The 22675-nt window shown below is 53.3% G+C and carries 15 protein-coding genes; 3 read left to right on the forward strand and 12 right to left on the reverse strand.

The window, feature by feature from the left end:
- Nucleotides 1-36 precede the first annotated feature (36 nt).
- From ACQ9LF_RS00310 to ACQ9LF_RS00325, 4 genes are all read right to left on the reverse strand, one after another.
- Nucleotides 37-888 (reverse strand): NAD(+)/NADH kinase, encoded by an 852-nt coding sequence (locus tag ACQ9LF_RS00310; protein ID WP_462487363.1) that lies wholly within the window; start codon nt 886-888, stop codon nt 37-39.
- Between the two features lie 266 nt (nt 889-1154).
- A complete protein-coding gene (dxs, locus tag ACQ9LF_RS00315) occupies nt 1155-3092 on the reverse strand; it encodes a 1-deoxy-D-xylulose-5-phosphate synthase (RefSeq protein ID WP_462487364.1) in 1938 nt (645 codons plus the stop codon).
- Nucleotides 3093-3098: 6 nt separating this feature from the next.
- Entirely contained in the window at nt 3099-3983 is an 885-nt protein-coding gene (locus ACQ9LF_RS00320) for a metallophosphoesterase (protein ID WP_462487365.1), read from the reverse strand.
- 49 nt (nt 3984-4032) lie between these two features.
- Complete coding sequence (locus ACQ9LF_RS00325) at nt 4033-4923, reverse strand: polyprenyl synthetase family protein (RefSeq protein ID WP_462487366.1); 891 nt, start codon at nt 4921-4923, stop codon at nt 4033-4035.
- 241 nt (nt 4924-5164) lie between these two features.
- Between ACQ9LF_RS00325 and miaA the strand changes: the two genes are divergently transcribed.
- From miaA to ACQ9LF_RS00340, 3 genes are all read left to right on the forward strand, one after another.
- Complete coding sequence (gene miaA / locus ACQ9LF_RS00330) at nt 5165-6115, forward strand: tRNA (adenosine(37)-N6)-dimethylallyltransferase MiaA (RefSeq protein ID WP_462487367.1); 951 nt, start codon at nt 5165-5167, stop codon at nt 6113-6115.
- Nucleotides 6116-6137: 22 nt separating this feature from the next.
- On the forward strand, nt 6138-7304 hold the full coding sequence (locus ACQ9LF_RS00335; RefSeq protein WP_462487368.1) for a phosphodiester glycosidase family protein: 1167 nt from the start codon (nt 6138-6140) through the stop codon (nt 7302-7304).
- A 438-nt stretch (nt 7305-7742) separates the two neighbouring features.
- A complete protein-coding gene (locus ACQ9LF_RS00340) occupies nt 7743-9005 on the forward strand; it encodes a PP2C family protein-serine/threonine phosphatase (RefSeq protein WP_462487369.1) in 1263 nt (420 codons plus the stop codon).
- 102 nt (nt 9006-9107) lie between these two features.
- On the opposite strand, the gene ACQ9LF_RS00345 is transcribed toward ACQ9LF_RS00340, so the two are convergent.
- The 8 genes from ACQ9LF_RS00345 to ACQ9LF_RS00380 all read right to left on the reverse strand — a co-directional run bounded on the left by ACQ9LF_RS00345 (nt 9108) and on the right by ACQ9LF_RS00380 (nt 22509).
- Complete coding sequence (locus ACQ9LF_RS00345) at nt 9108-11900, reverse strand: DUF2339 domain-containing protein (RefSeq protein WP_462487370.1); 2793 nt, start codon at nt 11898-11900, stop codon at nt 9108-9110.
- Between the two features lie 13 nt (nt 11901-11913).
- Nucleotides 11914-15309 (reverse strand): acyl-[ACP]--phospholipid O-acyltransferase, encoded by a 3396-nt coding sequence (locus ACQ9LF_RS00350; RefSeq protein WP_462487371.1) that lies wholly within the window; start codon nt 15307-15309, stop codon nt 11914-11916.
- A 15-nt stretch (nt 15310-15324) separates the two neighbouring features.
- A complete protein-coding gene (locus ACQ9LF_RS00355) occupies nt 15325-15627 on the reverse strand; it encodes a hypothetical protein (protein ID WP_462487372.1) in 303 nt (100 codons plus the stop codon).
- 12 nt (nt 15628-15639) lie between these two features.
- Entirely contained in the window at nt 15640-16713 is a 1074-nt protein-coding gene (locus tag ACQ9LF_RS00360) for an alpha/beta hydrolase (protein ID WP_462487373.1), read from the reverse strand.
- Nucleotides 16714-16715: 2 nt separating this feature from the next.
- On the reverse strand, nt 16716-17261 hold the full coding sequence (locus ACQ9LF_RS00365) for a hypothetical protein (protein WP_462487374.1): 546 nt from the start codon (nt 17259-17261) through the stop codon (nt 16716-16718).
- A 60-nt stretch (nt 17262-17321) separates the two neighbouring features.
- Entirely contained in the window at nt 17322-17582 is a 261-nt protein-coding gene (locus ACQ9LF_RS00370) for a hypothetical protein (protein ID WP_462487375.1), read from the reverse strand.
- A gap of 435 nt (nt 17583-18017) precedes the next feature.
- Nucleotides 18018-19388, reverse strand: coding sequence for a hypothetical protein (locus ACQ9LF_RS00375; RefSeq protein ID WP_462487376.1), 1371 nt, complete (start codon nt 19386-19388; stop codon nt 18018-18020).
- A complete protein-coding gene (locus ACQ9LF_RS00380; RefSeq protein ID WP_462487377.1) occupies nt 19285-22509 on the reverse strand; it encodes a BadF/BadG/BcrA/BcrD ATPase family protein in 3225 nt (1074 codons plus the stop codon). Before ACQ9LF_RS00380 ends, ACQ9LF_RS00375 begins: the two co-directional genes overlap by 104 nt.
- Nucleotides 22510-22675 lie beyond the last annotated feature (166 nt).

Consider the following 22675-nt stretch of genomic DNA (forward strand, 5'->3'; position numbering starts at 1 on the left):
ACAGGCGTATTGTTTTGTTTCTATCATCTCAACAATTCAGGGCGTTGAATATTTGGGCTTATCCGCCCATTTCAATTTGGATGCCAGCGTGTCCCATTGCGTCCGCATGGGATTATTGACAACCAGAAACTTGCCTTCGTTTTTCTCTACCACGATGGTGTCATTGGCAATCAGCCGATGCTGGACATGGCCATCCATCAGCAGGGTCGTGTTTTCATTGACTTTGACCGGACAAATCTCAACCCGGCTGTCGGCATCGATCACAATGGGCCGAAAACTCAGCGAATGCGGACACACCGGCGTCAAGACAATCGCCGACAGATTCGCCGCCAGAATCGGACCGCCCGCAGAGGTATTATACGCTGTAGAACCCGTGGGTGTTGAAAGAATCATCCCGTCACCAATACAGCTTACCAGAGCCTGCCCATCCACTTCCACCTTCAGTTCAATCATGTTAAACGGAGCACCGGCACTGAACACCACATCATTGACCGCTTTGCCGGTGGAAATACATTGACCCTCCCGATACAGCCCGCAGCGCAGCACCATTCGCTTTTCAATCAAGGATGGATCATGAATAATGCGTTCAAATTGACTTTCCAGTTCCTTAAGGCTGAATTCCGCCAGAAACCCCAACTTGCCCACATTCACACCAATTACCGGTACTTCGCTCTCACATAACAGCCGTGCCGCACCAAGAATCGTCCCATCTCCGCCGAATACCACCGCAAAATCCGCTTGATGCAGATGGTCAGAGGGACAGCCTGCATCCAGGCAATTCGCAAGTACTTGCGCTTTGCCGGCAACAAATGCCAGAAATTGCTCCAATGCTTCAGCAGCTTGTGGACGCTTTGGGTCTGCAAATACAATTAACCTCGGTTGAGCCATTTTTATCTGCTAAATAATGGTATTTTATACCTTTTATTGCTCAAAATCTAAATTGCAAAACGCATCTCAAAAGCACTTCTTCTTATCAATTTCGGCCAGATTCATATCCTAATTTGGCCTTTTTTCACCAGTTTAATAGTACATATCGCGATTCCGGTTTGCTCAGGCCTATCCCCATTTAGCTCCCGGCGTTTGGTTGTGCCTAGGCTGGACATTATTACCCTCGCTGCAATGGCCCCGAAAAATGAACAACCCATAACATCTCATCAACCCTGGCGTGTACTTGACACCGATTCGCCAACAACAATTCTCCTGGCTGCCTCCACCATCCGCTCGGCAGTCAGGCCAATCCAGGCCAGTTGACGATTCCTCGCCGCAACAGGAATAAATCCATCCGGCCCGGCCAGCAGTACCGTCCGGCCAATCGCCTTTTGCATCACGGTATCATCCGATGCCGTTGCCATGCACACGGCTTGTTCCAGTATCGCCGAACCAAATCCGCAGCTTAGATTATGGTCTTCGGCAATAATCAGTGTTTTATCTTGTGCAAACAGCTCAATAATAGCGTTATCCACCGGCTTGGCGAAACGAACGCTGACCACATCCGTTTCAATTCCCTGTTCTCTGAGCATGTCTGACGCCCTGAGCGCCTCAGCCAGTAACGGCCCCACTGCAACAAGAGCAATCCGGGCATTCTCGCTGCGCCGCACAAAAATGCTTTTACCACGATGATACGGCACCGCCAGCTCTGCAGCCAGCCCGCCTTCGGCAAGGTCTTCCTTCGGATACCGTATCGCAATCGGACACGCCGCCTCCGCCGCATATTCCACCGCCAGCTTCAAATCCTGTTCATCGGCCGGACACAGCACTTCCACATTCGGCAGCATCCGCATAAAACCGATATCCAGCATCCCGTGATGCGTCGGCCCATCGCTGCCGACAACACCTGCCCGGTCGATACAGAACACCACCGGCAGATTCTGCAAGGATGCCTCCTGAAAAATCTGATCGATGCTGCGCTGCAGAAATGTCGAATAAATACACACAAACGGCTTGAACCCCTGCTTGGCCAGCCCTGCAGCAATATCCACGGCAACACTTTCAGCAATTCCCACATCAATATATCGGGCCGGAAAACTCTTGCGGAATTTGTTTAAGCCTGTCCCATCCGGCATCGCCGCAGTAATCGCAATCACTTTATCATCCCGCGTCCCCAGCGACGCCAGTGCATCTCCGAATGCCTCAGTAAAAGAACGCTTGCCAGGCACAACACTGACACCCGCCTCACCGTTCAATTCAAACGGTCCTGTGCTGTGATACTTGCGGGGGTTGGTATCGGCAGGCGTAAAGCCCTTGCCCTTCTTCGTATAGACATGCAAAATCACCGGTCGGTCCAGCTCCTTGATCGCTGTAAACAAATCAATCAGCGACCGGATATCATGCCCATCCACCGGACCGAAATACGGAATATTCAGACTTTCAAATAAGCGGCTCGGTGATATCGCCATCCGCAGGGTCTTCTTGAAATTCTCCAGTGCCCCCTCCATCGTCCGTCCGAACACCGGCAGATGCTCCAGAATCCGGCTGGTTGTCTTGCGAATATCCTCATACGTATGGCTCAGCCGAATCCCCGATAGAAATTTCGCCACCGCACCCTGGGTTACATCAATCGCCATTGAATTATCATTCAGCACCACCAGCATCTGACGCTTGACCAGCCCGATATTATTCAGTGCCTCAAACGAAAGCCCATTGACGATACTGGCATCGCCCACCAGCGCCACAATCTTTTCATCGCTGTTTTTGTATTGCGCTCCCAGTGCCATCCCCAGTGCCGTTGAAATCGATGTGCCTGCATGCCCCACCGAAAATACATCGTAGGGGCTTTCCGCCGGACTGGGAAAACCGCTCAGGCCAGCTTCCTGACGAAGCTGGTCAAACTTATCCTTGCGGCCGGTCAGAATCTTGTGAGCATAACATTGATGCCCCACATCCCACAGCAGGCGGTCTTTGGCAAAATCAAACACATAATGCAGTGCGATCGTCAATTCCACCACACCCAAATTGCTGGCCAGATGCCCCCCTGTCCGGCTGACTGACACGGTAATCAACTCCCGCATCTCATCTGCAAGCTGATTGAGTTGTTCCGCCGTAAGAGACTTAATATCCTGCGGCCCGTATATTGTATCTAATAATTTCGCCATCGTTCTCTATGGATTAAATACCAATACCTGATTCTCTATCCGTCCGGAACCGCTTATCTCCAGCCTGTCCGGATACAGGCTCATCATCGCCCAGGTCCTCCCGGCCGGGTCATCCACCATCGCCGGCAGCGTCAGGTAATGAATACCCTGCTGACGGACATACCCGCCGGCATGATCATGTCCGCCGATATATGCCCGCACACAGCCGTACCGCTCCAGGACCTCCCGAATCGCTGCCGCATTCCACGCGATATGCTTGTCTGTTTCCGGCAGCAGGGGTAAATGACCAAAGACGACCACATCCTGTTTTTTCTGATGCGCCGCCGACAGTTCCGCATCCAGCCACGCTAACTGACCCTGGCCGACACCGCCGTTATACGCCTGAGCATTCCCTTGCCCGCAGGCAGCCAGCTCATTCAGCATCGCTTCAGACCTGCGATACGCCTCGCTGTCTTTGGCCCATCCGCCCTGCACACCCAAATCCAGCATATCCAATACGATAAACCGGACACCCCGCACCTCGAAACTGTAAAAGGCACTATCCAGCTTCAGCCTCGACAGCACCGCCGCGCGTGCAAGCCCGTTAAAATCATGATTACCCACCACATGATAATGCCTGCACACCAGCCGGTCATACACTGCCAGCACCTGATCCATCTCTTCGGCGGCATGGTCCCCGCCATCGATGATATCGCCAATCTGAATGGCAAAATCGGGCGAGTGCTTGTTGGCCGCTTCAACAAACCGGCTCAATCCCTCAATCCCAGCACGATAATATCGTCCCATCGCAGTATCTTTGTCGGCATACTGCACATCAGCTACCACAGCAAAACGCACCGGCCTGGCCGTACTTGCACATCCACCAAGCATCGCAGCTGCTGCCATCATCATAAAACCCATCCCTGCCGGGCATATCGTCCACATACGCATCTGTTACGGCCTATTTATTCCGATGCAGCAGGCGTTGAGCCAAGTGCCGCAAAATATCCGCCTCCGGACCAAAAATCCGCAGGGCATCCACCGCCTCAATGGTCAGAGCCTCGGCAATCCGCTGTGACTCATCCAGGCCAACCAGTGCCGGATACGTCAGCTTGCCCTGCTGCTGGTCTTTACCCGCAGTCTTTCCCAGTTGTTCGCTTTCCATCGTCACATCGAGAATATCATCGGCAACCTGAAAACACAACCCCATCTTCAGCCCATATTCCAGCAGCGCCTCAAGTTGTGCCTCGCTGGCATGACCGGCTATTGCCCCCAGTCCCGCCGCAGCAGCAAACATCCTCGCCGTTTTATTCATATGAATCTGCCGCAGCAGCTCCATCGTCCCGGCGACATGTTCAGCCATCAGGTCTTCCATCTGCCCGGCCACCATCCCTGCCGGCCCCGCCGCCTGAGACAGCGTCCGAACCATCTTCAGAGCCGCACAGGGATCTGCAACCTGCGTGCTCAATATCTCAAACGCCAGCGTCAGCAGACCATCTCCAGCCAGAATCGCTGTTGCCTCATCAAACTGTTTATGACAGCTCGGCTGCCCCCGCCGCATATCATCATCGTCCATCGCCGGCAAATCATCATGAATCAGCGAATACGTGTGCACCATCTCAATCGCTGCCGCCCCAATCATCGCCGACGGATTCACCTGCCCGCTTACAATCTCACAGCACCACAGCACCATCGCCGAGCGGACCTTCTTGCCCGGACTGAACAGCATATACCGCATCGCCTCTTTCAGACGAGACGGAATCCCCGTCTGGTCGGCCAGCACCTGCTCCAGCACCCGGTCAGTCAGAGCCGCTTTCTCTTTCAATTCTGTCGTAAAGTCCACTTGCCGCATCCAATTGTTCCATCTGGCTCAAAGTCTTCGCCAATCCCGTAACCTGCCAGCTCAGGTTAACTACAGCCGCGGTAACCACTTGTCCGCCTGGCCGCCGCAGAATGATTATAGTCCACAGGACTCTTGATTTCCTCAAAAAACAGTTCCTATTATATCGATTTCCTTTATAATGCACACAACAAAATACAGAAGACATTCAAGAGCGATTTCTGTGAGTTTTTCCTCTTTTTTGGGTGCGAATGTGTCCGAAATAAACAAAAGATATAATAAATCCAAAATATTAATTCTCGGCGTCACCGCCGTTGGCAAAGGAACTCTGGCCTTCGACCTGGCCGGACGGCTCAATGCCGAAATCATCAGCGTCGATTCGATGAAGGTCTATCGCAGGATGGATATTGGTACCGCAAAGCCGAATACCCAGCGCCGCCAACAAATCCCCTATCACCTCATCGACGTCGTCGAACCAAGTGAATCCTTTAGTGTGGACCGCTTTCTGGAACTAACCCAAAAGGCCATCGGGGATATCCAGTCCCGCAACAAGACGGTCATCGCCTCCGGCGGCACCGCCATGTACATCAAAGCCCTGCTCCATGGCCTGTTTGAGGCCCCGCCTTCAGATTCGTCCATTCGTAACCGACTCCGTCACGACATTGCCACTCTGGGCCTGCCCGCGTTACACAAACAGCTGGCCACGGTGGATCCTGAAGCGGCCTCTCGCATCCACCCCAACGACGAAAAACGCATTATCCGGGCATTGGAAGTCTGGGAACTGACCGGCAAGCCCATCTCCGCTCTCCAGCAGCAATGGTCCACCCCTGCTGCCGACGACTGGTTCGTCATCGGCCTGCGCAGAGACAAAGAGCTCGAAAGTAAACGCATTAATCTGCGTGTCAAGCTTATGGTCGAAAAAGGCCTTCTCGACGAAGTCAAATCCCTGCTGGCCGAACCGCAACCCCTCAGTCCCCAGGCCCGTGTCGCCATCGGCTATGCCGAAATCATCGCGCATCTCGAAGGCAAGCTGGGCTTCGATGAGGCTATCGAACAAATCAAAATCAACACCCGCAAACTCGCCAAGGCCCAGCGGACCTGGTTTAAAACCTTCCGCAACATCCACTGGATTGATATCCCCGCCGACGCGGATGAAACATGGATTCTGAACAAAGCCCTCGACACCCTGGCCGCATCAGACTAACCGCAAGACAAGGAGATTCCCGATGCCCCTAACACTGCATCATACAGCACTCATTACCCTGCTGTGCATCAGCCTGACTGCCTTCGCCGCCCCCGCACTCAATCCATTTAATCTGAATCCACAGTCCCAGACTGAACCCCAGTGGCCTGAGGTTGAGCCGGGCATTGAATACATCCACCGCCGTATCGGCCAGGTACCCTGGGCCATTCACATCGTCAAGATTGACCGCACGCGGGAAGATTTTCGTTTCGTCTCGACTCTGGCCAAACAAACCATTGTCGATCTTGAAACCGTCCGCAAACAGCTTGAAGCCCTGCCGCCCGAATGGGGCAAACCTCTGGCCGCCATCAATGGGGACTTTTTTGTCATTAAGGTCGGGCCTTATCAGGGCGACCCCGAAGGCCTGCACATCGTCAATGGTGAGATTGTCAGTGCTCCCACCGGTCTGAGCTTTTGGCTCACCCCGGATGGCCAGCCGCGTATCGGCAATGTATCTTCTCGCCTGACCGTCAGCGAACCCAAAGGATTGAACTGGACATTCGGTCTCAACCAGGAACGCGCCGCCGACAAGGCCGTCCTATTCACTCCCGCCTTCGGCCCATCCACCCGAACCACCGATGGCGTGGAGCTGGTACTCGAACCGGCCACCAACAGTCCTACGCTGCCGCTCAAGCCTGGACTGGACTACACCGTCACCCTCACCAAAATCCAGCAGCCCAACACGCCTATTGAGCCCGGCAAGATGGTGCTATCCATCGGCCCCAAACTCTGGCCCACCGTCCCCCCGCTGGCCGAGGGCAGCCGAATGGTATTATCCATCAAAACCGACCCGGATTTGCGAAATGTCCAAACCGCCATTGCCGGCCACCCTGTCCTCGTAACCGCCGGGAAATGTCCCAAACATAACGATACCACCCGTCACCCCCGCACCGCCCTCGGCTGGAACGATCAATGGTTCTTTTGGGTCGTGGTCGATGGACGACAGGAAAAGCTTTCGGATGGTATGACCTGCGACGAACTGGCCGCCCTGATGCTCGAACTCGGATGTACCGAAGCAATGAATCTCGACGGCGGCGGCTCTTCCACCCTCTGGCTGGGCGGCAAAGTCGTCAACTCCCCCTCCGACGGTCGCGAACGCCGTGTTGCCAATGGCCTGGTCCTGCTCCGCACCTCAAAGAAAGACAGATAAATCCTATAAATAATTATATTATTACAGTAAATAATCTGTGTATTTGCACTTCCCCAAGCAAACTCTCTCCTTTCTATACCGACAACCTTTCATTTTTACACTTTCATTTTTACCAAACGAAGCCAATTTCATAGTGGTAATCACTCATTTGTCTAAATTATACTCAGCTTCCATCAGGAACCAATCGCTCTTTTTCCGTCTCTTTATTGTCTCTTTTTTCACAAAACAAATCCAATGGATCGCATATCGGCCCGTCCATCAACAACGTCGTGCCGGTACTGACAGAAAAATGTCTGTCGGATTCATACAACCCAATTTTTGACATAGAAAAAACAATCCTCTATCCAAAAATCCCTGTAAAAGAATCGATTTGTCATTATAATAAGGCGGGAAGGCTTTTCCCCTGACGGATGGAGCCGTCAAAGAGGAATAAAATTTATGGCAAAGCGACAGAAAAAACTGAAATTATCGGACCAGATATATCAGATTAGTACTCTTGCGGCAGGCAATTTCGAGCTGCAGGAGGTCTTGGATCGACTGGCCGAGGCGGCGGTAAAAGTAACCAATACCACCGCCTGTTCCATCCGGCTGCTGGACGACAATACCGGCGATCTGAAAATGCGCAGCACCTATGGCCTCAGTGAAGCATACCGCAATAAAGGCCCGGTTACTCTGGATGAGCCGGTCATCAAAGAGGCGTTTTCTGGACGGGCAGTCGTGCTGGATGATATGCGGATTGACCCGCGGGTTCGTTATCGCGAAGCCACTATTAAAGAGGGCCTTATCAGCCAGCTTACTGTGGCTATGACGTTTAAAGGCAAGCCGCTGGGGGTACTCAGGCTGTACAGCCCCGAACCCAACCGGTTTAACCGTCAGGCAATCCGCGTGGCAAGACTGGTGGCCAGCCAGTGTGCCACCGCTATCACCAACGCCCGGCTGTTTGCAGAGGCTCTGGAGGGCGCCAAAATGAAGCAGCAAATGGACTTGGCCGCCGCTGTCCAGCGGCGGATGATTCCCGAGAAAGCCCCCTGTATGTGTGGACTGGACCTGGCGGCCATCTATAAGCCCTGCTATGAAATCGGCGGCGACCTGTACGATTTCTTTGCTATCGACGACCACCGTATTATTGTGTCAATTGCCGACGTCATTGGCAAGGGAGTGCCGGCAGCGATTATGATGAGTATGTTCCGCGGGGCAATGCGGGCCTATGCTGACGGCGGCTATGGGCGGCATGAAATGCGGGAAATTATCCAGAAGCTCAACCTTGTGGCCTGCCGAGAATGCCGAAACGGAGAATTTATTACCCTGTTTCTGGCTTGTATTGATATTCGGGCCTGCACTATTACCTACTGCAACTGCGGGCATGAACCAGGCCTGCTGCTGCCGGCGGGAAAGCCTGTGCAAAACCTTGAAAAAGGCGGACTGGTCATGGGGTTGATGGAGAATGCCCAATATGAAACAGAAACACTGCCGTTTAACAAAAATGACTGCCTGCTGTTGTACACCGATGGTCTGATTGATGCGGTCAACTTTGAAGGCAAGATGTGGGGCAAGGAACGCCTGTTGACTGTCTTGGATTTGTATCGCGAATCGTCAGCGGCACAGCTGGTGCATACCATCCTCGGGTATCGACGACGGTTTGTGGGGCTGGCCAGTCAGTTTGATGACACCAGTGTTCTGGCCATTCGCAAGATCGAGTAATCGACGCCAAATCAAAAACAGCGGACACACGTTGATTGTCTTTTCCGCATTGCGGCTCAGCAAGGCAGGATCAACTCTCTGGACTACTTTACGATCTTGTGTTTACGATTTCTCGGTCGGCCCGGCAACGGGAGCTTCCGCATGGCGGTCAAAGAACCCCTGCTTACGGAGATATTGATAGAAATAGGACACGCCGACCAGTGTCAGACCTGTGGCGAAAAAGGCCGTGATACGGTAGATGCTCTTGACTTCACTCATATCCAGCAGGAATATCTTGGCCAGCAGGATTCCGAACAGGCCCAGGGCCATAAATCGCAGCAGAGCAATCCGGCGGTTAAAGCCCACCATCAGCAGAACCGCACCATAGGCCGCCCACAGCAGCGACAGGCTCATGTGGGCCTTGAACTTCCAATTGAGCAATCCAGGGCCATACTGGTCCAGGCAATACCAATAAACAAATACCTGTTCGCTGAGAATCGCCCAGAGAGTAACCACTCCGGCCAGGCCGAAACACTGGTACCATGTGGGGGCAAGTCCTTCGATGCGATGGTGTTTTCGAAACTGTATGGCGGCGATGAAGAGGGCTGCAACCACGGCCGCCTGTACGGCAAATGAGCCGTTCCATACAAACCGAAATGGTGTGTAATACAGTGTATCAAGATTGGCGATAGCAGCAATGACGCCAACGACGGCAACCAGAACCGCAGCTGATCTGCATATCAGACCGGCCGGACAGACGGGACGGGATACGACGGCAATAATAAAGACAGCTGCTGCCAGCAGAAATGCCTGCAGGGTTCGTGTGTCAAGCAGTAAGTCCGTAATTTCCTGATGGCTCCAGTAGCGATGCCATTCGAGAACCCCGGTGCCCAACAGCACGGAGGCGGCGATGATATAGAGCCATTGCGATTGCAAGGCGTAGCGGTCGGGATCGGGGGTTTTCCAATAGCGATAAAGCAGATGCTGAATCGCGGCACCCAGCCCCACGCACAGCCATGTGCCGAAATGGGCATTGAGGATGGGGCGATAGTCGCCGGCATGGCCGAAGATTGCCAGCAGGCCGGCTACACTTGCTGCCAATACGATCAACCCGGCTCCGCAAATCAAGGTACTCTGATAGATCAGGCCGCCCAGCGTAAGAACAATGCTAAAGAAAACCACAATACACAGCAAGCCTTTGGTGAACAATTCGCTGGCCTGTGCATCGCTGAAGGTCTTGTCGCAATAGGCATTCCATTCCAGCCCGCAGGCAGTGATAAAAACGACAACAGCAATGATGAAGACAATGTCACTCAGGGTGGGATACTCGGGCTTTCGGGATGCATTACGGCGATAGACGATATGGCTGGCCAGAATCCCGGCGGCTGCACACAGCCATGTCCCAAAGATACCGTTGAAGACGGGAGTGAACGAGATATCCTGCGATGGCAGAAAGAACAGTCCGACCAGACTTAATCCCATCGCCAGCAATCCCATACCCTGCATCCAGACACCAGCATAGAAAATCCCGGCGGCAATGAGAATCAAGGATTCGACCGTCCAGCCGATGACGAGGGCATAGGTCTTCAAATACAGAGGCAGGGCTGCGGTCAGAAATGCGGTACCGGCGATGCCCATCGCTGACCATACGTTTTGATCCTGTTTGCAGCGAGTCCGGGAAATGACCGCGGCGACCCAATAGGCCGTACCCAGGGCTGCGGTACAAAGGGCCAGTTCCGGGCGGAACAATTTTTCGAGCATTGTCCACAGGTAATAAAAGGTGATGGTCCCGGCTGCACAGGGCAGCAGGAGGTCTTCGCCTCGCGTGACGGTTTGTTTGACCCAGCCATACAGCAGCGGCATGACCAGATACACCACAAAGAATGCACCCAGCCATAGCCCGGCAATCAGCAGGCGGCTGGGATGGGCTTGAGTAAAGCTCAAGATGGGCCGGGTGAATTTTTCGAACCACAGGATATACAGCAGGAAAGTGCCAACAAATGCCAGCAGGTTCACCGCACGCCAGCGGCGGAAAAAGGCACAGCCCGTTGCACCCAGACTCAGTATCAGCACATAGCCGAACAGATGATGCGGCAGGTTCTGGCCCGTGGACAGAAACAGCGGTGTGGCAAAACCGCCCAGCAGCGACAGTATGGCCACCAGCACTTCATTAAGCAGGACCGCATAGGCCATGGCTGCAAAGGTGATGACAATTGCAGCGGCAAAGGCCGGGATGCTGTCAACCAGGTGATATCCCCGGTAGGCCCAAAACACGGCGGCATAGAGCAGGGCAAAGCCCATGGCGCTGACCCCTTTGGCTACGACTTCATAGCCTCGGCGGCGAGTGATTTCACCAATTACAAAGGCCACGATTCCGCCCGCGGCGACGGCACTGACGCGGGCCCAGGGTCCCAGCCAGGCTTTATCGATAGCATGCTTAAGGCTAAAACCCACAGCAGCAATGACACAGACAATGCCGGCAACCAGAATCCACTGGGTACCGATCTGCTGTTCCAGCTCTTTGCGAATAACCTGCTGCGGTTCTGCAGGCCCGGGGGCCACAGGCATCATCGGCTCGGCTGCCGGCTGAGGTTGCGGTTTTGCATACTGCTGAATGCGAATATGGATTGTCTCTGGCTCGGCTGGAACCGGGGATGTGTCTTGTTGGGGAGCCGGCTGGATAGTCACAGGCCCAATCGGCGGCAAAACCGGCTCAACAGGGATGGACGGAGGCGGAGATGAGGAGGGCGGATTATCCTGACGAACACCCAGACCCCGGAGTTGGGCTTTGAGGTTTTCCAATTCCCGGCTGAGGGTGCCGAGCCTGCCCAGGCAGACTAAAGCAATCATAAATCCAATCGGTCCAAGGAGAGCAAAACACAGTCCAAACAAAATCATCAGTCCCTCAAACGGCATCTTGCGTTTTCCTTTATACTTTGACTTGTTTGTAATCAATTGCGATAGTTCGGATTTTGCGGATGTCCAGCTTACCGGAGCCAAGTGTAGGGATAGAATCGACTGCAATCAGGTTGTCCCGTCTGGGTTTGGCCAGATTTGGCAAATTGCCTCGACACAGGATATCCCACAGGTGCTGGCCATCGACCATCGACTGGACATATAAGACCACAATCTGTTCACCTTTTTTCTCATCCGGAATACTGGTTACGGCCACGGCACGGTCCTGAATCTGGAGTTCCTTCTGACAGACTTCCTCAATGGCTGTATGGGAAATCATCTCGCCGCCGATTTTGCTGAAGCGGCCAAGGCGGTCGGTAATCGTAATAAAGCCCTCGTCGTCGATCGTTACGATATCGCCGGTGTTATACCAGCCGTCCTGAATGACTTCGGCGGTCTTGTCGGGGGCGTTAAGATAACCCTTCATGACGCTGGCCCCTTTAACCCACAGAACCCCCTGCCGCCCCGGCTCGACCGGCTGCCCGGTATCGGGATCGATCACACGGGTAGCCAGGCCGGGGATCGGTCTGCCAACAGAACCGGCTTGTGTACCCTGCTGGCGACAGCCGTCTATTTCCACATCCGGCACATTGACCGACACCAGCGGTGATAATTCCGTAGCACCATAACCTTCGAGTGGACGGATACCGAAATAATTTTCGAAGCTGTCGGCCAGTGACTGTTTCATCTTTTCAGCCCCGACGATAAAATGCTGAATGCTGCGGAAATCTTCGCGTTCGCAGCGACGGAGGTAGGTCAGCAAAAACGTCGGCGTACCGAACAGCATCGTGCATTGATACTGGCTGACGGTCTGACCAACCAGCCGGCCATCGAGCGGATTGGGGACAAAATGGACCGAGACCTCCGACAGAATCGGCAGCCACATGGCGGTATTGAGGCCGAAGGAATGGAAAAACGGCAGAATCCCGCACAGACGAACCGTCCTGTCGAATTTAAAGATCATTCGCACCGCTTCCATATTGGACAGCAGATTATGCTGACTGAGCATGACGCCTTTGGGACGAGTGGAGCTGCCCGAGGAATACAAAATCGCAGCGGTCTGGTCAGGATCAACTTTTCGGAATCCGCCCATCCAGCGGGCGGGAATCAGAATGGCCTTCAAAACAGCATTCCGTTTGTCACGACGGGTGATGCCGGCAGTGAGGTCTTCGAGAAAAACATATTTGGGATCTTCGGCAGGCAAATCCAGTTTTTCAAGGAATGCCCGCGACGTAATCACCGTTCGAATACCGCATTCGTCAATTGCCGTCTGACGGTCCGACTGAGCAACGGTATAGTTCAGGTTGACTGCCGTCTTTCGCAGCAAACCTATGGCAACATTGGCAATTGCCCCGCCAACACTGGGCGGCATCAGGATACCGATGTTCTGCTGATTTTTGAGAATACTCCGGCAGCGTTCGGCCAAGAGGATTACGGCAATCAGGGCCTGGCCGTAGGTCAGCTTCTTACCGGTGGTGTCGGTCATACAGAGCCGTTTCCAATTGCGGCGGGCAACTTTGACAAAGGTCTGGGCCAGCGACAGGCGATGATATTTGCGGGATTCAAGCCAGTCACAGGATAATTCCAGAACCGCCTGACGAATCTTGCGGGCGGTGGAATCGGCGGGCATGGGAACACCAAAATGCACGCTGACGGGGTATTCAAGCAGGCGGGGCCTGCGACAAAACAGCTTGCCGTAACGATAACTGGTAATGGAGTCCCACAGGCCGTCCAAATAAACGGGGATGACGGAGCAATCGGTGGCTTTGATAATGCGCTCCAGGCCGGGCCGGAACGATCCCAGATGGCCCGTGCGGGTCAGATAACCTTCAGCAAAAATGCATACGAGGTAACCGTCTTCAATGGCCTGGCGGGCCTTGTTGAGGGATTCGACAAGCTGGCGCGGGCCGTCGGCGGCACTGATGGGAATGGCCTTGATAAAGCGGAAAAACCAGTGCAGACGGCGGCTTTCGTAGATGGGGCGATCCACAAGGAAGCGGATGCGCCGATGCTGGACAGCGCTGAGAACCAGCCCATCCATCCACGAGACATGGTTGGACACCAGCAGCGCCCCCCCTTCGATGGGCAGATGTTCTTCGCCGAAGACACGCAATCGATAGATCATGCGAATGGGAATCGACAGGACGAAACGAAAGACATATTCCCGCAGGTAATACAAGGTTACCAGAAACGTCAGGATTCCCAGACACGACAGGACGATAAACAGAGATGCAGCGGACATGTTGAGCATTCCGGCCAGCAGGCTCACAACGCCCGAGGCCAGCGCAACCCCCACCCAGCCCAGCGAGTTGGAGGCGGCGATAATACGTCCCAACAGGGCACGGTCAGCTCGAATCTGGATAAAGGTCTGGACCGGGACGATGTATAAGCCGGCACCGGTGCCCATCAGAAAGATGGCAACGAAAATCCAGATTTTGGAGGGGCCGGCAGCCAGCCATATCGTACCGATGGAAAACAACAACGCTCCCAGGGGAATGATGCCGGCCTCCAGACTCCGGCCCGACAATCTGCCCGCCCAAAGGGAGCCGATGCCGATGCCGATGGCAGCAATCACAAACAGATAACCGCTTTGGATCGCATTGTACTGGCAAACCTCAATACCATACGGAATCAGATTAATCTGGGCAAAGCCGGCCAGAAACATGAAAACCGCCGCAGCGAAAACCGATGCCAGCAGATCGACATCCTGCCGGACCAGCCGCAGGGTTCGCCAGACCTCCACGAAAAACAGCGGATGGGAACTGCCGGATCGTCCGCCGGCGGGGGTTTTGCGGATCAGTAAAGCGGTAAGGGTTCCCGCGACAGCCACAGCGACACAGCCGATGCCGGCCATGGGATAATTTTCGCCGGTAAGCTGGGCCAGTGCGGGTGCGGCGGCCATGCCCAGCACGATAGCCAGATAGGTCATACCTTCCAGGTAGGCGTTGGCCCGCGACAAATGCTGCGGGGCGGCCAGCTCGGGGATGATGCCGTATTTGCTTGGGCCAAAGAAGGCACTCTGGGTGCACATCAAAAACAGCACGGTATAACAAAAGACCGTGTTGGACATCCAGAATGCCAGGCAGCCCAGCCCCATCAGCACGATTTCGGCAAACTTGACCAGCACGATAATCCGGCTTTTGCTGAAGCGGTCGGCCAGGACGCCGGCAAACGGGGTAAACAGTAAAAACGGAATGACAAACAGCATCGCGGCGGTCGAGCTGACCTGAGAGGCCTTGTCCTGTCCGAGTTTGCCGATTAATAAGAAAATCATCAGCCCTTTGAACAGGTTATCGTTGGCCGCGCCGAGAAACTGCGTGGTATTCATATAGCCGAATGTATTACCAATTTTGGACGATTCTGTTTTCATGATTTCAAGTTCGCTTCATCCCGAACAGTGATGATTGTTTGATACTCTATTGACTATTTTTACACACAAAAAACCAGACAGCCAAACCACACACCAGACCGCACAGGAAAACCACGTCGCAAAAGTGCCGATAAACAGATAACCAATACAGGCTGTAGAAGAACAAGAGCCTTCAATTTGAGCTACACCCCAGACTATATAGCCCCAGAAAGCCAGCAGCCAGCAAACAAAAGCACCTTTGAAATACACTGTACTTCGGGCCCAATGGCGGATCGTAAAAAAGATCATACCAAGAAAAATGAGAACCGCCAGCAGCATTATAGATATCATTTAACGACTCCTGCATGCATTTCCGGGTTCACTGGATAAATAGTGAATCACCTTTGCGATACATTGATCCCGTAATACCGCAACCTCATTAAACAACTCATGCTTTGCGGCCGGGAGGATCTCTATTTGTGCGGCGGGGAATTTGTCCCGCAGCAAGTGGGTATTATACCGCCAATCCACGGTGGTGTCTCTATCTCCCTGCAAAATAAACAGCGCTTTTGGGCCGGGCTGGATGCGTGTAAAGTGGTCGTTCCAGTCAAAAATCGACTTGACCCAATCAAGCGAGACGACGGGGATGTGGAGGGGGTCGCAATATCTGTTAAAATAGAGAAAGTCATGGTCGGAGGAATTGGCCTGGGGCAGGCGCGGGACCCGATCCGTAAACGTCCGGTAAAAGGCATACGTTGCCTTGGAGAGGGTATAGCCCCGCCAGCGGATCAGGGGGGCGGCGAGGACGACTTTGTCAAACGGATCGTCCGGCCCGGAAATCAGGCTGTCAAGGCCCACCGTGGCCCCGGTGCTGAATCCGACAAAATGGACTTTCACAGGCGAATCGGCCGGGGGCTGGCCGGGGGCCGAATAGAAACTCAGTCCCGCCCGCAATCCCCGGGGCCTGAGCATGCATGATTCAGCATCCAGTATCTGCTTGATTTCCTTTACAAAGTCCCGTAAGGCCCGGGTATAATCCTTTAACGCTCCTGCTGGCGCCTGATTTCCTTCACTCAGTCCGTGTCCGGGCAGGTCAAATGACCCCACCGCAAAGCCATCGTCCAGCAGGCCGGCAATCAGATGCTTCATCTGGCCGGTGTGATTCATATAGCCGTGTAAAACGATGACGAGGTCTTTGCAGGCTGATGGCATCCAGAGATGCCCAGCCAGTTTCAGTCCGCGGCTGGAAAACCACCCGAAGCGGTGCCGGACATCAAACCAGTCCAGTCCGTAATGGTCAAAATAACGTTGAATGGGTTCGGGATACGCCGGCACAGGTGTTTCGGCCAGCCAGCCTATTATGGTTTGGATTGTCTGTTTATCCTGCATATCCAATATCTTAGTTGAATGGTCTATGGTTACCACGATTAATCCTTCATTTTCAAGATTTCTTCTTCGGAAATCGGTTTTGTCTTTTTGATCGCCTCAACTGTTTTCAATGTTTTTTTGCTGGGTTTATACAGGGCCACAATCGCATCGGTAACATCCACGCACTGGGCACCATCGACCTGATAATCAATCTGCCATTTGCTGACAATAATATCGACTCCGGCCTGCTGAGCTACTGTCGCCAATTCCTTTTCCACGGGAGCAAGCCATGGTTTGACCGGGGCAGTGCCAAAGCCCATCAGATGTGCCTTTTGCTGATTCTGGATGCCCCATTGTTCAAGCTCCTTGACTTTCTGCTCATCCCCTGCCGCCTTTGCTGCCTCCATCTCTTTCCTCTTTTCGCGGACCTGGGCATTCCACCATTCGCAAGAGAAACAGACCACCGCAACACAACGGGAATCGTACACCCCCACCCGCAGTGGTTTGACCGATTTCTTGTCCTGAGCCTGTATGACCTTATTCACTGAACAGGCGGCAATCATCACCAACACCGTAAATAGACCTGCTGCCATCGTCTTTTTCATGCTGTAACCCTTTTTTTATCTCACTGTGACCCAAACACGCAGGTATGAACAATGATTGATTTATGGATGAATGGATGGGAATCGACCGGAATCAATCTGTATCTTTTTGAATCCTCCATCACCTTTCGATGGGCTGCAATCCCAGTATTCGCTGTTTTGGTCTTTTTGATAATGGGGTGCAATTTCATCTTCTTTGCATTTCCTGATTTGATATTCTGTTTGTTCGATAAAATCCTGAGAGCAGCCGCAGAACATCGTGCCAACGATGAGAAAGAGACCTGAATGAAATCTTTTTTTGACATGTGCTGTTTTCATTTTCATCCTCCCAGCCGGGATTGATTCATATATCTGCTTTTAAGACCGAACCATCTTCCTATTCTGCATGCGTGTCGTCTCTGTTGCGATTCCGATAGCCATGATCATTCCAATCAGTACCATGCTCAATACGGTCAACCATGTCCACGTCATTTTACACATCCTTTCTTGTTTTCTTTTCCTGTATTCTTGACTTTTTCATCTCTGTGAAAGGATATGAACAAACAACGTGCCAGGACACAGAATCACCATAAGGCTATATATTTAAATGAATTACGATTACACAGAAAAAGGAGCACGCCGGAGAGAAAAAGTTTAAACATACAATGATTGCATACTCAACAGACTACAATTGTATATCTAATTTGTATCCACAAAAAAAGGCCGGGACACAGGCCCCGGCCTTGAGACACATCTGTATGAACAATCACGCCGCGGGGGTTAGCCGACGGAGGCCACTTCCGGCCGCTGAGCGGCAAAGTGCTGCTTCTGGTAGCACTGTTCGCGGAAGATAGCGATTTCGGCGTCCAGATTGGGATTGGGAGAGTCGCCAAAGTAGGCATCAATCACCGGAAAAACGATATCCGGGTGCTGTTTTCTCCACCGGCGGATCATGCCTTCGCTTTTGGCGGTGACGACACCTTCGTGCATGCAGGTAAACGGCCCGACATGGAAGATGCCAGAGATGCCGCGTCCGTGCCCGCCGGACAGGCCGTGCAGGAGGACATAGACCATACCCACTCCGAGGATAGATTCGCCGCTGATGGCACTGTGGAATTCCCCGGCATTTTCAATGGTCTTGAGCAGGGTCATCATCGGCGGGAATGGATGCCTGCCTTCAAGAACCTCATGGAAAGGCTCCGAGATCCGATTGCGGACATGTCGGATATAGGCGTATTTGAACGTGAGTTTGGTCCAGACAGCAAGACCGCCGACAACGTCACGCCAATCGAATGTCTTGAGAGCTGTTGTGATACGACGACGCGTTTGCAGCAGATTGGCACAGTTGATATAATCAACCCACTCGATCATGGAACAGCGGACGACTTCGAGACGATTCTCTTCGAGTTTTTCAATCACGTTATGGGTGAAGGGGTCATGCATCCGCATATAAATCTCGCCGGAATAAAGCACCAGCGGGAAACGCTCGCCAGTTTGAAATCGGCTGAACTGACGAACCGTCTCCTGTCCCCAGACAACCAGCTCCCTGACATCGCAGCCCCGCACGAGACATTGTTCCAATTCCGTCAGTCGGGACTCCTTGAGCTGTTCGATCTGGTCTTTGGGACAATACGGCCGGTAGCGAAGCGTAATATCATCCAGCAGGTCGCTGGCAATCAGTCCCCGCAGCAGCAGCTTTTGTATCCTTATTTGATCGGCAGCAGTATATTTGCCGCTGAGGATATCCAGGTAATCGGTTTGGGTCGTCGGGCCGGCGATGGGCAAATCCGCATACCCTTCATCATCAAGAAAAAAACGCACCGTCTCCCGATATTTGCCAAAACGGCATGGGCCATCGGTTGTCGGCAGGATAAACACATAGCGGCTTGTGACCGCCTCCCGGCCATAACGCTGTGTTTCCTGGGCTAAAAATCCCAGCAAGTCGCCTACCACACCCTTGAGGGGGTGGCAGACTTCGGTGTGAATATGCTTGCGGGCAAGTTCATAACCTTGCCGGGTATTAGTCGGCAGCACAATGGCTTCAATATTAAAATGACGCAGGCACGCTGCCGCGACGCGGCTGCCGATTCCCATGAAGGGGATCAACCATGTCCGTCCTGCGATGCAATTGGGGGTCGTTATTTCGGTCATGTCCATGCTCCTTAAGATAATGGCAATGCACCACACGCTCAAAGGCTTCGGTTCGGGTTAGGAACGGGGCATTGTTGGTCTGTGCATCGGTTAACAATGTCAGCATCGGCTTGCCGTCAGCCAGATGAATGCGTTCTTCCTGATAGATTTTCATGCTGTCCGGGCCGCAGCCGAAATTCATCAGACGAATCGGATATAATCCCGACCGCGACGCCACATACCGGTGGGCACGCAAAATGTCAATGCTTTCGCACCAGTATTCGGTCTGTTTCAAGTCCTGGCTCAGGGCCGCAAAACGATGCCGCAGGAAAATCTGCGGGATAAAATCCAGCCCTCGTGTCTGCGAAAACATGGCCCCGGCATAGGAACTGGCTTCCGGGTCCAGCACCACATAATCCCGTCCAATGCCCAGATAAGCGATACGATCTTTGGTTTTTTCAAGAAAGCTGTCGCCGCGAGCGTAGAGGTCTTCAAGAAATGCTTTTTCCGCGGCGTCAGCAGCTTCAATGGCGTCGCGGATCTGACGCCGCGAGAACCGATAACCTTTGCTGCGCAGGTCCTTGTCGATATTTTCCACCAGGATAGGACCGCTGTTGAACTGCAACACCGGACTAAACTGTTTTTGCGGGTCTATCGACAAGTCATCGTTCAGAATAAACGCCTCGGATTCTGTGTAGATGCAGTATTTCAGCGAAATACTGTCCTTCTGAAAATGCTCGACAAAAGTCGGGTTAAACTGATAGCGAATCCCGGGATGATTCATCAGCAGCATAGCGTGGCCGGTCACCAGCTTGCGGGCAATGCAGAAATCGGTCTTGGAATGGTCCACACCCTGCCGGGCAATCGCTGGATTGCTGACCGGGGACGCCACCGGCACAAAACCGAGCCGAGCCAGCAGCGCCGCAGACCAGATGCCTTTTTCGGCAATGGTTGACGTCGCCCGGCGGATACCCACGGTTTTATCCGGGGCGGATTTGCCGTCAAGATCAGCCAGCAGAAGACCATATCGGCGGAAATGTGTGTCGAAAATCGAATGAAAGACATCGACATAATTGGTTCGCGGTTTTTCACGGTTTTCCGAATTGCCTTTGGGGCAGAATCCGCCGCTGAGAATTGTTTCATTATCAATGGAAAATACATCCAGAACACAATCCCGCATATCGCAGCTTCGGTCCACAACCTCTTTGCATTTCCGACGCGATTTGCAGAATTCCATTGTCACCAGGTCCCATCCGCGAAACGCCGTATCACAGGCAACACCGTTCCGGCTCATCTGATGAATATGAGACAGCACATCCAGCGCCGCCCCCCAGGCCCCGAATATTTCACGGTGCGGATAGGCATAGATCTCCTTGTTGGCCACCTGTGCCAGCGCCGCCAGAAACGCCTTACCCAGTGCCGGCCCGCCCTGAGCTGAACAGACCAAGCCGGTGTTCTGGGCTCCGCCGACGAATTTATGATAATAACTGGCCGCGGTCCCGCGAACGATTGCGGCGGCGATTTCTTCCTTGGTAAAGCCTTCGGAAATCAGCCGAGTCTCATCCATTTCCATGAATACCCCGCAGGTCGAATCAATAATCGGAACCCGCGTGGCCCGCAGGGCATACTCCTGCAGGGTCGTTCGAACATCCAGACCAATTAAATCGGCCATGTTCTCGAGCGTCTGGCCGCAGCCGGCCTGACAACTGAAATTCATCTTGGCATCGCGGACACTGCCGTCTTTGTTGAAGACCGTATATTTCATGTCCTGGCCGCCGATTTCAAAAATCGTATCAACACGCTTGTCGTAGTGACGGACACCGAGGGCATGACAGGTAATCTCGTCGGTAATGCGATCCGCGGGAATCTTGCCCTGTTGGCGAATCTGGTCAGCCTTCTTGCGGCTAAGCAGAAGCTTTTCGTAGAGTTTTCGGGCCGAGCCTGTGGCGCCGATGCCCCGCACAATGACGCGGTCACGGTGCCGGCTCAGATAACGCAGAACCTCTTTCAGCGAATGTTCCGGGTCACCGTTGGTCTTGATATACAATTTATCCAGCAGCGTACCGTCAAGCCGAACCATTGCACATTTGGTCGTAGTACTGCCGCCATCAATACCGATAACCACTTCGGTTCCCGAGGCAATCGGCTGATCGGCAGCGGGAGAGACTTCGTGAATCAGATGCAGATGGGAACTCAGCGCCGGGGCAAAACTGCGGCGATTACGGCCCTGTTCGGCAACCGCATCCAGATCCTTGACGTCCAGCACATAGTATTGCAATGCGTCCATGCCTTTGCGGGCAATGCCGATTGCCCCGATATTTTCAAAATACTCGGGCCGCTGAATCGTCAGGCCAATAGCCTTTTCCAGTTCAGCCTTAATCAGCAAATTATGGAAGACCCCACCGGTTCCGATGGCCTGCTGCGGAATCAGCTGGCGATTGCCCAAGACGTCTATCATGTAATTGCGTGCCGTGGTTCGGAACAAACCGGCGAGATTGTCTTCTTTATGGACACCTTCGTTTTGCTTGTGAATCAAGTCAGACTGAATCACAATCCCGCATCGGGCCAGAAATTCGCTGGGGGCCTGGGCCTGGCGGGCTTTTTCTTCGGCCAGGGCATACATCCGAGCATATCGGGCCTGCGGGTTGGATTCTTCCTGCTCCCCTACTTCAGCATCCAAAAGCCGTTTGCATTGTTTGGCCAGCAGGGTTCCGGAGCCTCCGCCGCACTTGCTGCTGGGACGGCATTCGATTATCGTCATCCGGCCCTGAATAGTCTTCAGATGAAAGAAATAGGCATCCTTGGCGCCGATATGAAAGATATACGCCGTCTGGGGGGCAATCACTGTCGCCCCATACGGAATGGCCACACTTTCATAATCAAACGTGATCCCCGCAATCGCATCCTTCAATAAGAGTGCCCCGCTGCCGGTAAAGGCGGTGTTGATAATCCGGCTCGGTTCCATCTGAGCACAGATATCCTGCCAGGCCTGCCGGAGGGCAGCAATGGGATTGGCGAAATGCTTAATCGGCGTCGGGGAATAAACAACTTCCTGCCGGCAGTTCAGCACGGCGTAATGAACGGCCTCGCTGCCAATATCGAATCCTGCAAATAATCCGTTTTCTACCCTCGATTGAATCATAAGGCACCTTCCATAGACCACAATAATGGGGTCACGTCGTTCTGTTGGGTCTTAATTGGCGTTATCATACAAAACCGCATCCAAAACTTCCAGATACAACTGGAATAATGTTGCATATTTAAAAATGACAAGCCTATTCTCCGTCTTCTCTACCAACTCGTCTTGT

The organism is Anaeroglomus insulsum (assembly GCF_050689095.1).
GTDB classification, from domain to species: domain Bacteria; phylum Planctomycetota; class Phycisphaerae; order Sedimentisphaerales; family Anaerohalosphaeraceae; genus Anaeroglomus; species Anaeroglomus insulsum.

Excerpts from the sequence above, each read along its gene's own strand:
- ACQ9LF_RS00310 (WP_462487363.1), bottom strand. The coding sequence starts at position 888 with ATGGCTCAACCGAGGTTAATTGTATTTGCAGACCCAAAGCGTCCACAA.
- dxs (WP_462487364.1), bottom strand. The coding sequence starts at position 3,092 with ATGGCGAAATTATTAGATACAATATACGGGCCGCAGGATATTAAGTCT.
- ACQ9LF_RS00320 (WP_462487365.1), bottom strand. The coding sequence starts at position 3,983 with ATGATGATGGCAGCAGCTGCGATGCTTGGTGGATGTGCAAGTACGGCC.
- ACQ9LF_RS00325 (WP_462487366.1), bottom strand. The coding sequence starts at position 4,923 with ATGCGGCAAGTGGACTTTACGACAGAATTGAAAGAGAAAGCGGCTCTG.
- ACQ9LF_RS00335 (WP_462487368.1), top strand. The coding sequence starts at position 6,138 with ATGCCCCTAACACTGCATCATACAGCACTCATTACCCTGCTGTGCATC.
- ACQ9LF_RS00340 (WP_462487369.1), top strand. The coding sequence starts at position 7,743 with ATGGCAAAGCGACAGAAAAAACTGAAATTATCGGACCAGATATATCAG.
- ACQ9LF_RS00345 (WP_462487370.1), bottom strand. The coding sequence starts at position 11,900 with ATGCCGTTTGAGGGACTGATGATTTTGTTTGGACTGTGTTTTGCTCTC.
- ACQ9LF_RS00350 (WP_462487371.1), bottom strand. The coding sequence starts at position 15,309 with ATGAAAACAGAATCGTCCAAAATTGGTAATACATTCGGCTATATGAAT.
- ACQ9LF_RS00355 (WP_462487372.1), bottom strand. The coding sequence starts at position 15,627 with ATGCTGCTGGCGGTTCTCATTTTTCTTGGTATGATCTTTTTTACGATC.
- ACQ9LF_RS00365 (WP_462487374.1), bottom strand. The coding sequence starts at position 17,261 with ATGAAAAAGACGATGGCAGCAGGTCTATTTACGGTGTTGGTGATGATT.
- ACQ9LF_RS00370 (WP_462487375.1), bottom strand. The coding sequence starts at position 17,582 with ATGAAAATGAAAACAGCACATGTCAAAAAAAGATTTCATTCAGGTCTC.
- ACQ9LF_RS00375 (WP_462487376.1), bottom strand. The coding sequence starts at position 19,388 with ATGACCGAAATAACGACCCCCAATTGCATCGCAGGACGGACATGGTTG.
- ACQ9LF_RS00380 (WP_462487377.1), bottom strand. The coding sequence starts at position 22,509 with ATGATTCAATCGAGGGTAGAAAACGGATTATTTGCAGGATTCGATATT.